The organism is Vibrio sp. SCSIO 43153, assembly GCF_023716625.1.
Taxonomy (GTDB): domain Bacteria; phylum Pseudomonadota; class Gammaproteobacteria; order Enterobacterales; family Vibrionaceae; genus Vibrio; species Vibrio rotiferianus.
In genome coordinates this window covers 1,842,403-1,855,515 of the sequence record NZ_CP071856.1, presented here as the reverse complement: position 1 = coordinate 1,855,515, position 13,113 = coordinate 1,842,403, and the positions used below count along the sequence as shown (strand labels likewise).

The following is a 13,113-nucleotide window of genomic DNA, read 5'->3' as shown; positions in this document are numbered from 1 at the left end:
TTTGGTCCTTACTGAGCTTGCTGAGAAAGTTGTTTGATGATGTCACTGATCGCTTGATCTTGTTCTTGCGATAATTGGCCGTCTTGAGCTTCCGAAAAGAAGTCTCGAAACATGTCTATCTCACTTCTCGCCAATTTCGCTTGCGCCATTTCCTGCTCGACACCTATTAACATGCCCGGTTTTTCTAGGTGCAAAACATTCGGGTAAACAGTACGTAGCTTTTCCATTGGGTTTAAGATCGCGTGCTTATCCATCAAACGTACCAACAGGTAGTCTTCGTTTTTCGGATCGGTTTTGCCCTGCTCTATTACTTGTTCAAGTTCGCCTTCAACGATTCGCATCTCATGAGGTGCGGCAAGGTCAATATGCTCTGCCGTGACAAAACCGTTTTGGTCAATTTCCACCAGCGTGAAACCTTTCTTCTGGTTTTGTTCACCAAAACTGTATTTCATCAGTGAACCAGAATAACGAATGTACTCTTCGCCTTTTTTCTGTGGCTGGTGCAAATGCCCCAACGCTACATAGTCAAAGTTGAGAAAATGCTCGTGACTGACACGGTCGGAACCGCCAATCGAAAGTGGACGCTCAGATTCAGACTCAATGGCACCATCGACAAAGCAGTGACTGACTAACACGTTACGTTGCTCTGGTTGGAACTGCTCAGTGATTTTCTCGGCAAGTAACTTGTGCGCTTGATCGTGGGTCGAAACGGGTTCTTGGTAGGCAAAACGGACTTGCTCAGGGTCGTTATAAGGCATGCCATAAAAAGCCACTTGCCCTGCGCTTGCGGTTTCAATAACAACAGGGGTAAGCATGTCTTCAAAGTTACTGATAATGTGAAGACCTGCATTTTTCATCTGTTCTGAGCCAAAACCTAGGCGCTCAGCACCATCATGGTTGCCAGAAATCAGAATCATCGGCGTATTTAGCTCACCACAGATTCGCTTCACCACTTTGTTAAGTAGTTCAATCGCAATGGTTGGTGGGACAGAACGATCATAAATATCACCAGCAACAACCACCGCATCAACAGGGTTGTCTTCAATGTATTGGATTAACTGGTCGAGAACCGCTTGCTGATCGTCAAGCAAAGAGACGTTATGAAACTGTCGGCCAAGGTGCCAATCTGAGGTATGGATAAACTTCATTCGAATTCACTTTCTGCCATCTACATGGCGCTATCTTATTATCCCCCTAGGATATCGTGAGTTCGTAAGCTTTTCATGTGGTTTATCAAGTAACACAGCGAATAAAGCTATACGTTTTTCAACACTCAAACCCACGTATATGTTGTACCAACTACGTACCCTCTAGGCTCGATATCTAGCTGTAATTGATGAAAGCCCTTTTCGGGCTCCCTAATTTGTTTCTCGAATGCATTTATTGCTTTCAACAAACCACCACATACACCAAGAGAGCCCAATTTAGCATCTAGAAATTCGTAGTTCGTTGCTTCCGTTATCCAAGGAGCCAGATACTTTATTGAATTTAACCAAAGTGGCTCATTAGCATCGAGAGATAAGGAGAGCGAGGTAAACAAGGAACTACTTCTGAATGATAGCTGCGACACTACCTTATCAATCGCGCTTTGATTGGTGGAGTTTGCGAGGTCAACTCTAGCAGGCAAACACTCAAGTCCTGTATCACAAGGGAACGCTCTAGCTAAGATGAGCGCACCGTTGTTAAGCTTTGTTGATGCCTGATTGGTAGCTGGCTGTATAGCCAAGATCCAGCAATCGTTTTGCTTTGTTGCTCTTTCAATATGAGAAAGCGCTAGCAAGAAAGATGCATTTCCGTATGGATATATTTGAAATTTAGTATCACTTTCAAATTCAACTGTCGCTCTTAGCATTTGCATCGTGGATTGAACTTCATGCTTTTTAGTATCGGCGGGTAAAAGAACAATCAAAGTTCCTTTAATAAAGAAATTCTTAAGCTGTTGCGAATAGGAACTGATAGTTTCGCTCGGTCTACTATCAAAATGATACTCCAGCGGATTCATAGACATTGAGATGTTGGTATCAGCAAAGTCGAAGAGCGGTTTAATGCTAGAGAATTCGTGGCCATTTAAACATATCACCTGTGTTTCAAAACCTAACGCCAATTTAACCACCAATGAGTACAGTTGGGTTTCCTATGACAATTCGTCCTCCATGGGAGGTTGCATCACCAGCGCGAGCTGCTGCTTTTCCGTTGATTTTTACACTAGATGAACCTGCGGAAATACTGTCTGGCGGTCCAACGCATACTAGCTTGTCTCCTTGTCTTGCGGCGGGAATCCCCCCAATTTTAACATTGGGGGATCCCATCACTACAGGCCCACCAACATGAGGGATCTTTCCTGTTTTTTTAGGACAGACATGAAAACTACCAATCACTGCCGAAGGCTTACCCATGACTCCTCCTTAGTTAAGAGAGATTTGACCCGCTTTTAGAGCAATCGCAGATCCATTAATAGATATCTTGCTCCCTTTGATGTTAATTTCTCCAGAGCTAGACATCTCTATTGATGCCCCTCCGACTTTAATTTCAATGCTCTTACCCGCTTTTAAGGCAAGTGACTTCCCGATATCTCCGGAATAGTTCTCGCCTACTTCAACTGACAGGTTCTTACCTATAGTTTGCATCGAATCATTAGTAACCTGCTCGGTTCGACAGTTTTCTATTGAGATTTCAGCATTATCTTCAACAAGCATTTGAAAGAGTTTTTCGGCGTGAAGGTAAATATGTTCCTCACCTGGTTTATCATCAAAGCGTAACTCATTGAAGTTGCTAGCGCCTTTCTGGATAGAACGCGATTTATAACCGCTTTGTGAACTCTGCTCTGGTAACGAATAAGGAGGTAACTGACTACCGTTGTATAGAGCCCCAGTAACTATTGGTTGATCGGGGTCACCATTAACAAATTCAACTATTACTTCTTGACCAACCCTAGGGTGAAAAACTGCTCCCCAACCATTGCCAGCGATATTCTGAGCGACCCTAATCCAACAAGAGCTGTTTACATCGTACTTGCCTTTCCTATCCCAGTGAAACTGGACCTTAATTCGACCATGTTTATCAATGTATATCTCACCATCTTTATTACCAGTCACAATTGCGGTTTGTAGCCCTTTTATTTCCGGTTTCACATAGTTTACTGCCGGACGCAAAATCGTTGTCGAATCAACGCAAGTAAATGCAACCCTTACCCCTTGAGAGGCGGTACCGCCTTGGCCAGTCTGGTTGAAAACAGAAGCTGATAAGACAACAGACTCTAAAACGTACTCTTTGCCTATTCGAGATTTATCTTCATGTTTTTTGAATTTAAAGCACTTACCAACTGTAAAGGTTCGACATGTCGCTTCTCCACCACACAAGTATATGTTTTGTTGAATTGACTCAATTGCATGCATATTCCTAGAAGCATAATGGTCGGCAGTCTCGGACTCTCCCATATATTCAAAGTGCTCACTGGAGGGAATGGTAAATAACGCCGAAGCCCCATTTACACTGTTTTTCGGGAAAGCCGCTGGCTTTAACATGTTAAAACCCGTTTTATGGCTTGCTTTCGTAGCAATAGCTTGGCTTTCACTCCAGGCAGATATGTGACTTGCGCTGGCAGTACCACTGTCATGGTCTACCATAAATTCCACCCCTGGCTTGTAGTAGCTTACATCATCAAATATTTCAATAGTATGAGAAGATTTCGAATGCACAAAGCAGAATGATAGACCCTCTTCAGCCAATATTCTCTTTACAAAGCTTAAGTCAGACTCTTCGTATTGAACTCTATAAGTATATTTGGGGTAACTTTTATTTAACTTGAAGCTGAACAAAACTCCATGCTCCGACAAAACTTCAGAAATAATTTCTTTCAAGTCTTTGTTTTGGAAAACTCTGCAATTAACACGGTATTGACAAAATCTAAATTTAGGTTCAATAAAAATCTCTATGTTCTTATAGTTCTCGCCATCATTTTCTTTACTTATTCTTGTTCCAGTTAGTTTTGCTCTTGAAACAACACCATGAAAATATCTTGGTTGAGAAGAAACATCTTCATTATTCTCTAGTGTGATGACAACCTCATGGCCAATAATACTATTTAGTTCACCTTTTTGACCATTAAAGTAGGCATTGGCACGCAATGAGAAAAGCTCTGAAGCCTTTTCTCTGTATTCAAAGGAATTCAAAATAACGGCATCTTTGCCAAAAGGAGTAGAGATGCTTATAAAGTTATTATCTTGTGTTGCTTTTTTCATTACATACTTCTTTAAAAATAGCGGGGGCATTTGCCCCCGCAGCCAAATTACATTTGTTGACCTTTAACACCACTATAGCCATATACAAGTGGCGCAGAAGTGTTGTTCTTATCATCCGTCGGTGTCACTGTCATCATCATTTCTGTGTAGGAAATAGTGATTGTTTCCATTGGACGGTCATCTTGAATTGATACTGAGTAGTTTGAAATCATTGCATCTGTAAGTTCGATCTTCATGATTTCTTCTACTTTCTCACCCTGCTTCGTGATGTGGAAAACAGCAGGTTTACCTTTACCGATCGTTGCTTCTTTAAACAAATCTGGTGAAGCACGATCTTGAAGTTTAGTGATAGTAAGGTCATACAAACGAGTCGCGCTGGCTTCACGATCCATTGCTGTACCAGTGTATGACGAAATCTCACGACCCACACTCCAGTCAACAGATAGCAGTGTGATTAAATCCTTGTATTGCTCAGCGGTTGCCTCACCTTTAATATCTGCGTATTTAAGATACGTATTAGACTGCATGCTAATCTCCTATAGCATTAATAATTGACATTTAACTATATTAAAATCATATCAGCTAAGTGAAATGATTATTGATTCATGTATCAAAAGGTTAGTTTTAAATACAAACTTTTATAACTTTATTTTGTTATATTTTTAAGCACTGAATTACTTAAATTTAATTTAATTCGATTCTCTTCTCAGTTTACTTTCCCAATGAAACAGATGTTAAGAAACTGAGACAATTAAATCATCATTGGTATAATCCACAAAAATATCTTTAATTTTCTTATTACTGAGAACTGACGACAATATTTCATTAGAAATTCGAGGAAGAAGAAGGTTTTCCATCATAGTTTGAATGGCCCTCGCACCACTTTCAGATTCATTGCTACTTTCTACTAGATGTAAGATGTAATCATCTGTAACTGTAAGAGTTGCACCATAATGATCCAAAACACGCGCTTTTATCTTATTAATCTTTAGCTGACTAATATTAATCAATACTGATTTTCTAAGTGGTACGTATGGTAAAATATTGACTCGCCCTAAAAACGCTGGTTTGAAATCCTTAAGTAAGTCTTCACGTAGCGCTTCTTTTAGTGATTGAGGATCTGGCGCAAGTTCTGGATCACTAAACAAAGTGGTAGTCGTATCAGAACCTGTATTAGCAGTCATGATTATAATCGTGTTCTTAAAATCAATATCACGTCCTTCGCCATCTTTAATGATTCCCTTATCAAAGATTTGATAAAAAATATCTTGTACTCCAGGATGAGCTTTTTCCATCTCATCAAGCAAAATTACACTATATGGTTTTCTCCTTACGGCTTCAGTAAGAACTCCTCCCTCACCATAGCCGACATACCCAGGTGGAGCACCCAATAGTAAGGAAACTTTGTGCTCTTCTTTAAATTCAGACATGTTGATTGTCGTGACACTATCTTCACTCCCATAGACCTTCTCCGCGATAGCTAGTGCAGACTCTGTTTTGCCTACACCACTTGGCCCGACTAGTAAAAAGACACCATTAGGTTTAGTCTCATCCATAAGTTGAGCTCGGGCAGTCTTTATTACTTCTGCCATAACCTCTAAAGCATGATCTTGCCCAACGACTCTTTCACACAAACTGTCTTTCAGGTTCAATACCGCTTCAATTTCATCATTTTGAAGTTTACCAAGTGGAATACCAGTCCAGTCTGATATAACTTCCGCAACTAAGGTTTCATTCACATGCGAGAATACAAGCGGGTCTGCACTAAGAGACAGTTTTTCTTCTATTTCCACTAGCTCTCGTCTATCTTCATCTAAACCATCTTCGGCTATCTTTAGACGTAATGCTTTTGCTTGAGAGACCCACTCAACTTCTTCACGCCAACGTTCTTCTAGCGCTATTATTTCTCCCTTTAACACCTCAATTTCGTTACCGACTTGGCCAACGTTATGCCCGAGATCTGAACCAAATAAAGCTTCCTTAGATAACTGGGTGAGTTCTTCTTCTTTCAAGGTTAATTTCTTGCGTTTAGAATCGAGCAATCCTGGCGTTGATGACTGACTCAACGCAACCCTAGAACAAGCCGTATCAAGAACAGAGACTGCCTTGTCCGGGAGTTGGCGACCATTAATGTACCTAGCAGAAAGTTGAACAGCAGAGGCCAAAGCCTGGCTAGTAATATATACGTCATGATGGTCTGCCATAACCGTCAGTAAACCTCGTAACATATCAATCGCTAACTCAGTGGATGGTTCGTCAACTTTGACAACTTGAAATCTCCGAGTTAAGGCTGCATCTTTTTCAAAGTATTTCTTGTATTCTGCCCAAGTTGTTGCAGCAATCGTTCGGAGTTCCCCTCGAGCTAAAGCGGGTTTGAGTATATTGGCTGCATCACCTTGACCAGCTTGTCCACCGCTACCAATAAGTCCATGAGCCTCATCAATAAACAGAATGACAGGATCAACTGATTGATTAACTTCCTTAATTAGATTTTTTAAACGATTTTCAAACTCCCCTTTCATACCCGCACCAGCTTGCAAAAGGGCTAGGTCAAGAGACTTGACCGATACATTTTGCAAAGCAGGGGGAACATCTTTATCGACTATTCTCTGCGCTAAACCTTCGACCACTGCAGTTTTACCTACACCAGCCTCACCAGTTAAAATGGGATTGTTCTGCCTACGCCTTAGAAGAATATCTATCATTAACCTGATTTCATCATCTCGACCTATCACAGGGTCAATAAGTCCCAGTCGTGCTTGCTCAGTCAGGTCAATGGTAAACTGCTCTAAAGCTCCACCAGCGGTTTGGCTCACATGTGTTTTGCTTTCGGTATGCTCTCCAAGATTTAACAACTTATTTGGATCGATTTGACTTAATTCAGGGCTCACCGCACTCAACATATTAATCAGCGTATCATCAGACAAATATGCGTATAGCACATGAATACAAGTCAGCTTATCTTGCTTGAACTCAATAGTTGCAGCCATAAATGCATTTTGCATAACGGTCACTGTATGTGCAGATAAACCAGGGACTGTTTCACATCCTGTCTTATATTTTTCCAACTGAGTGAGTAATTCATTCAGTACCGTTTGCTTATCTAAATCTAACTTGTCGAACACATCTAAATACAGATCTTCTGGGTGCTGAATTATTGCTGTAAGCCAATGGGATAATTCAATACTATGGTGAGTCCGCGAGCTTGCCAATGCCGCTGCTTGTTCCAATGTTTCTTTAGCATGAGGTGACAACCGCTCAACTAACGCTGATAATGATAACGAAGCCATTTTATTTCCCTTTAAATATTAATTGTTATTTCACGATCTCCTGTACGATCATGTTTTTTTAAAACAGAGCCAAAACCTAGCTGCCCTTGTTGCTTAGACAGACGCGCTTTAGGAAGCATGCTATGTTGTGTTGTTAGCTTCCAGTGAAGCTGTTTGTGTTCGCCTATGAATGCTGATGCAGCACGCTTAACTGTTTTTAGCCGAGCATGAAATGGAAGGAGCTCGCTTACTTGTTCTGACGTTTCTGGAAGTAGTTCTATTGTTGCACTAGCATTAATATCCCATGCTCGTTTTCCAATTGACGCGCCATTTCCTAATTGAGAAAACTGCCCCTCTGGATTTGACTTAGATGTTAAGCGAGTCTGCTCTTTCGGCTTCAGATACAGCCATTGCCCTGTAAATTCATGCACCTTTGCGTCGCAACTTGCTAAGGATTCGATAATGCTCTTCAACGCATATTTACTTTTAACTGGTGAAGAATGATAACCGCCAAAGTGTTGCGCTAAATGACTATTATCGCCGGAGATTGAATTCAAGCAGTCTGCATAAGGTGACCTTTCCATTCTAGAGTGAGCTCGTACTTGGACCGTTACCTGACTTAACTGCCAACTTCGATAATACAAAGAGAGCAGGCGATGGTTAAAAATGTCGTAAAAGTCGACCATTGCAGAATCGCTCTCTCGCAGCCTCGCTAGTGCAAGCTCACTATAGTGTTGCGGTAGAACGCCCTGCTCTCCTATCAGCCCAATCAAGTTTGTTTTGACTTCTAAACGGTCGTTGCCTCCCTGTTCAACACGACAAACTTGGTTGTTCTCATACCCTAGTTTTGCATTGACTTTCAGATTAATGCGTTCATTTTTTGGAAGAGCATCGGTCCCTATTTGAGCCTCACGCTTTAAGACTTCAAACTCGAGAAGGTGAAGAGCCTCAAACAAGGGATGCTTAGTTATTTCGTCCAAGAACGGTTCTGCATTCATAGGAGTGGCTTCTCTCCTGTCATCGCTGGCCATAAATGAAAGCGCTTACCGGTCGACTTAAGTTTTACCTCTAGCTGGGTAAAAATGTTGACTTCAGCGTATTGAGAAAAGTAAATAGACAACACACTTCCTAATAGAAAAATCTGCTCTGGCGGTAGGATTTGGTCGGAAATCATCAGCGTAATTCTGATTCCATGCGCAAAGCCCACTTTGCCTCCAGCGCTTATACGTCCCGTGGTCTGCTCATATTCAAGATGAACTAATGAATCAACCAGCGCCTTTGTTTCTGCTGTACCATTGAAAGCGAAGAGGTTTAGTGTCTGCTTTAATGTAGATAACCCATCTTCGCCAGAAAAATGATTCAGAGTCAAAAGCTTGGTTAACTGCCAACGGGTGCTTTCATCCATTTCTGGTCTAATGGTTGCAGATAAAGAAGTGAGGCACTTCACACTAGAGAAATTGTCATTTACGTCGGGTAAGGCCACTTCGGGAAGCCCACCACCAAATGGCAACTTTTGAGGAAGGTTTCGATTGCAACATTTAGCTTGGACATACATCAACCAATTTTCTCTACTTTCGGGAGCGAAGATTTGATGCTTTTTGTCAACGAAAGACAAATAGGTTTCTCGCCCAGGTTCATCATATCCCCCTGCCCAGTTCTTATCTTCTCTCCTCATCAGCCAGTATATTTCACCGCTTCCTAGGTAATGGGTATGCTCACCAGAGTAATAACTAGGGAGGTTTTTATATGCTTTATTCCAGTTTCTTAAGGTCACATCAGAGATAGAAACAACTTCTGTGCTCTCTGCATCTTGGTATTGAGGAACCAAATGATAGTCATAATCCGAAGGTGTTAATCGATGGGGCTCCATCGTACTTTGGAACAAATTGATGATTGGTGTACAACCAAGCATGAGGCTATCCTCACCCACTTGTTTAGGTAGCCAATCGTCACTTACATCAAAATAGAAATTGATCTCCAACTCATGAGTGCTACCAATCAAGTCGGATTGGAGTTTATCTAGCTCAAAAAACATAAATTTTTGAGGAAAATGTAAGTACTCAACAAGCAAACGCGATCCTGAAAAGCTTCTTTTACTATATGGTACAACTCGATCTGAATCGGAGAATCCAACCTCTTTAATACATCTTTTCGAAACGGAATGAACTTCCTTGCCATTAATAACGAATGAAATCCCAATCAAGTGTTGAAATACCATCTGATAAAGTCGCAAAGATAGTTGAGGTTGGCCATTTAGATAGAACTTTAGAGATTCAACACCTAAATCGGCTAATGAACTTTCCTCATCATTTGATGAAAGACAGACCTTTAGCATAGATTGCGCTTTCGATTCCCATCTCGATCCTACCGGCTTTACAGGTGCGTTTTCGAACGAGCTATTCACCACTTCAACTGGGTACATCTTAGTGAGATAACACGTTCTAAACTCGCATTCTTTAAAACCAGGGGCTCCTATTACTACCTTTTCCCCTACCGGTACTTCAAAATGATCTGTGGTAGAGTCAGAGCAACGCATTTTTATGATCGACATTGATGGAATTGGAGCATGAAAATCCGGAAATAGCTGCCCAGCTAAGGCTTCAGTAAACTGAGGATAACTGTTGTCTAAATTCTGCCTGATTCTAGCGGTTAAAAAAGCACAGCCTTCGAGTAAACGTTCAACATGAGGGTCATCTACTCGTTCTTCACTAATTCGTAGCCTAGAGGCAATTTTAGGGTACTGTTCCCCAAACTCCTGTCCCTTATGGCGTAAATAAGCCAGTTCACGATTATAATACTTTAGAAAATCTTCGCTCATTTTGCTTTACTCAGTTTCATTCCTAGGCTGACTGGTTCAATTGCAGAATTAAACGTAACTTTGTGCATGCTTTTGTCGATCAAGCACACCGCACCAATTCTTAAACTTAGAGAGCGGTCAATTGAGTTATTTTCATTTGCAATGGATACAGATACCTCTTTCAAACGAGGTTCGAACTCTTTAATTGCAGTGCTTACAATGTCACACAACTGCTTTTGACCATCTTGGCTACTGTATGGCATTGATGAAAAATCAGGTAAACCATAGTTCAGTATCGAATAACGCAATTCCAACAAATCATCAGGTAATGCCGCCCAACCAATACGGCTGTTAAGCATTGCTTCTAAATCCCTCAATAAGTTATCAAGAACACATTGCTGTGTGATCGGAAAGTCTTTTTCGATTCGAGATGAAGGCTCACTATCTATTAGCTTATCGATTATTGATGCACCGACCATATTCTACTGTGGTACCTCAACCTGACGCTCCAGAGTAGTTAGATTGCAGATTGGTAACGAATCATCACCGACTAGCCAACATTTTTGCCCCTGACCAAGAAAAACTTTTTCCCCAAACGGTTTCCAATCTGTTTCCCGTCCGAGTTTCTGAGCATTACTCTCAGAGTCAATATAGGTTAAAGGCATATGAGCTTCCCCTTCACCTAATCCTTCAATATCAAATTCTATTGGTCGCCAAATGTTTTCTAGGATTGTTTGGGCGGGTTTCAACTCTAAATACACAACACTACTAAGGGGAACTAGGAAGTAATTCCCTTTACTTGAGAAAAGTTCTAGATAGCCACCTAGTCGGTCATCAATATCTCTAACATCTAATGTTTCAGTACCATTGACCAAAAATGGTTCAATGGTTCTGTCTGATTCAAGCTTCCGAGATAGTGCTAGGGCTTGTTCAAAATTGGAGCTAGTAAAAGCAAGGTTTAAATCAACCTGAGACTTAGTCATTTGCTCATTTTTTCCAAGGATTTGCGCCGACGCGGCTCCGAAAGCAAAATCCGCACGAGCCTGCGCGGCTTTCACAAGATGTCTTAGTTGGCTAGCGCCAGCTAAGTATTCTGGAAATAGCTTTATCGACTGCATCAACTGCTCATCTGCGCGCTCATAATCGCCCTTGATGCACAATAACTCGATAAACACGCTGCGAAGGTTTGCATCTTTTGGTTCACCTTTAATATTATCGGTGATCACATTCAAAGCAGAGTCTAGTTCTGATTGTGCTAATAGATCTTTCCATTGCATCTTTTTTTCCTTATGCAGAGCGTTCTGGTGATAACTCTGTTATTAATTTAATACTTGAGACCATTTGGTCTAACTGAAAATGCGGTCTTAGATGGACAGTTGAATAGTAGTGTCCCGGGCTATCTCGTTTTTCACGCACTCTTATTTGAGCTTCATTTAAAGGGTACTTTGCCCTCAATTCATCTGATGCTTCATCAGAGGCTGTTGTGTATTGATGCAACCACTTTTGAAAATCTCTCTCAATCGCACTCGCATCTTGGTAACTACCAACTTTATCTCTCCCCATCACTTTAATGTAATGAGCAATTCGTGATACACACAAGGTATACTGGAGCATGGAAGTTAACTTGTCGTTCGCTTCAACTGTTTTGTCTTGGTATTTTGTAGATTGATAAATGGAGACATTGGACATCAACCCAACCATATCGGTTTCAGCTACGGGAGAAATTGGAATAAAGCCACAATCTGAAAGCGCTTGCTCTTTCTTTTCAGATAACTTTAAATTTAACGGACAACGCTCGCGGTAGTTTTTGGCGTCTAACTTCAGCTTCGAACGTGCTGGAGCAACAACCAGACCCTGGCTATAGTCCCCTTGCTTGACTCCCCTAATATGAGTAAACCAGCCATGCTCTTGGTATGCTCGGATCGCAACTGCAGCAAAGCAATACGCCCCACTTCCCCATAAAAGCTCGTTGTCTGAAAGCTTTACACGTTCTTCGAAGACGAAATGCTCACCTCTCGAACCATCCGACTGATAGGGTAAACGGAACAAAACATTGGGAGCTGTCATCCCTATGAACTTAGAGTCATCAGAATTTCTAAGTTCTCGCCACTTTAAATATTCAATTTGATCAAACTGAGATGAAAACTCTTTTATCGACGATAAATCACAAAACCTGTCTACACCAAATATCTCTGGCGAAGCCGAGAAAATGAATGGGCTAAACGCGGCAGCCGCACTTTGAGAGATCTTACGAACCACCGAGATATCTTTATCGAGTTTACTGGCATTGTTTCCAAGCTCATAGTCCCCGATCACAACACCAAAAGGCTCACCTCCCGGCATGGAGTATTCATTTTGGTAAATCAATTTGAAAAGTGCAGATTGATCGAACTCAATTGCTTTCAGTGAATCTTTGCTAATCTCCTCCCAAGTCGCAGTCATTACCTTTATCTTCACCGTATCTACAGATTGCTTGTCTATCTGCTCGCAAAGATATTGCGTGCCAATCCAAGTGCGCTCCAGTTTTTGAAATGTTGGATGATGAATAATTTCATTCAACTGATTTTGTAATAGCTCATCGATATGATTGATAGTACTCATTAGGCTGTGACGAAACATTTCCAAATTCTCAGACTTTGATCCTTCCAGCCACATTCGTGCCGAGAGTATTGAATCAGATAAATCTAAAAAATTAGAAAACCAATAGCTATCTAGTTCTGCATGACCACTGTCGATAAACTCATGTTTTAACTGAGTGGGTTCAACAAAATTCAATCCAGATTTCGTATTCATGACCTAATAAGTA

At 41.2% G+C, this 13,113-nt stretch carries 11 protein-coding genes; all 11 read right to left on the bottom strand.

The window, feature by feature from the left end; translation table 11 throughout:
* Positions 1 to 8: 8 nt before the first annotated feature.
* The 11 genes from J4N37_RS24515 to tssC all read right to left on the bottom strand — a co-directional run bounded on the left by J4N37_RS24515 (position 9) and on the right by tssC (position 13,100).
* Complete coding sequence (locus tag J4N37_RS24515) at positions 9 to 1,148, bottom strand: exonuclease SbcCD subunit D (RefSeq protein ID WP_252042671.1); 1,140 nt, start codon at positions 1,146 to 1,148, stop codon at positions 9 to 11.
* 125 nt (positions 1,149 to 1,273) lie between these two features.
* Positions 1,274 to 2,104 carry a hypothetical protein gene (locus J4N37_RS24510; protein WP_252042669.1) on the bottom strand — a complete coding sequence of 277 codons (831 nt, stop codon included), beginning with the start codon at positions 2,102 to 2,104 and terminating at the stop codon, positions 1,274 to 1,276.
* A gap of 1 nt (position 2,105) precedes the next feature.
* Positions 2,106 to 2,396, bottom strand: a complete 291-nt coding sequence (locus J4N37_RS24505; RefSeq protein WP_010452246.1) for a PAAR domain-containing protein — start codon at positions 2,394 to 2,396, stop codon at positions 2,106 to 2,108.
* Positions 2,397 to 2,405: 9 nt separating this feature from the next.
* Positions 2,406 to 4,241, bottom strand: coding sequence for a type VI secretion system tip protein TssI/VgrG (tssI, locus tag J4N37_RS24500; RefSeq protein WP_045388924.1), 1,836 nt, complete (start codon positions 4,239 to 4,241; stop codon positions 2,406 to 2,408).
* A gap of 47 nt (positions 4,242 to 4,288) precedes the next feature.
* The gene (locus J4N37_RS24495; protein ID WP_038886696.1) at positions 4,289 to 4,768 is read right to left on the bottom strand and encodes an Hcp family type VI secretion system effector; all 480 of its coding nucleotides are present in this window, start codon (positions 4,766 to 4,768) and stop codon (positions 4,289 to 4,291) included.
* A gap of 207 nt (positions 4,769 to 4,975) precedes the next feature.
* Positions 4,976 to 7,531 carry a type VI secretion system ATPase TssH gene (tssH, locus tag J4N37_RS24490; protein WP_252042668.1) on the bottom strand — a complete coding sequence of 852 codons (2,556 nt, stop codon included), beginning with the start codon at positions 7,529 to 7,531 and terminating at the stop codon, positions 4,976 to 4,978.
* A gap of 11 nt (positions 7,532 to 7,542) precedes the next feature.
* Positions 7,543 to 8,508, bottom strand: a complete 966-nt coding sequence (gene tssG, locus J4N37_RS24485; protein WP_252042667.1) for a type VI secretion system baseplate subunit TssG — start codon at positions 8,506 to 8,508, stop codon at positions 7,543 to 7,545.
* Positions 8,505 to 10,328: a type VI secretion system baseplate subunit TssF gene (gene tssF / locus J4N37_RS24480; protein WP_252042666.1), complete on the bottom strand. Its 1,824-nt coding sequence runs from the start codon at positions 10,326 to 10,328 to the stop codon at positions 8,505 to 8,507. Before tssF ends, tssG begins: the two co-directional genes overlap by 4 nt.
* A complete protein-coding gene (gene tssE / locus J4N37_RS24475) occupies positions 10,325 to 10,786 on the bottom strand; it encodes a type VI secretion system baseplate subunit TssE (RefSeq protein ID WP_010452256.1) in 462 nt (153 codons plus the stop codon). The genes tssF and tssE overlap by 4 nt, the downstream gene beginning before the upstream one ends.
* Positions 10,787 to 10,789: 3 nt before the next feature.
* Positions 10,790 to 11,584, bottom strand: coding sequence for a type VI secretion system accessory protein TagJ (locus J4N37_RS24470; RefSeq protein WP_071235938.1), 795 nt, complete (start codon positions 11,582 to 11,584; stop codon positions 10,790 to 10,792).
* Positions 11,585 to 11,594: 10 nt separating this feature from the next.
* Positions 11,595 to 13,100 carry a type VI secretion system contractile sheath large subunit gene (gene tssC, locus J4N37_RS24465; RefSeq protein WP_252042665.1) on the bottom strand — a complete coding sequence of 502 codons (1,506 nt, stop codon included), beginning with the start codon at positions 13,098 to 13,100 and terminating at the stop codon, positions 11,595 to 11,597.
* Positions 13,101 to 13,113: the final 13 nt, after the last annotated feature.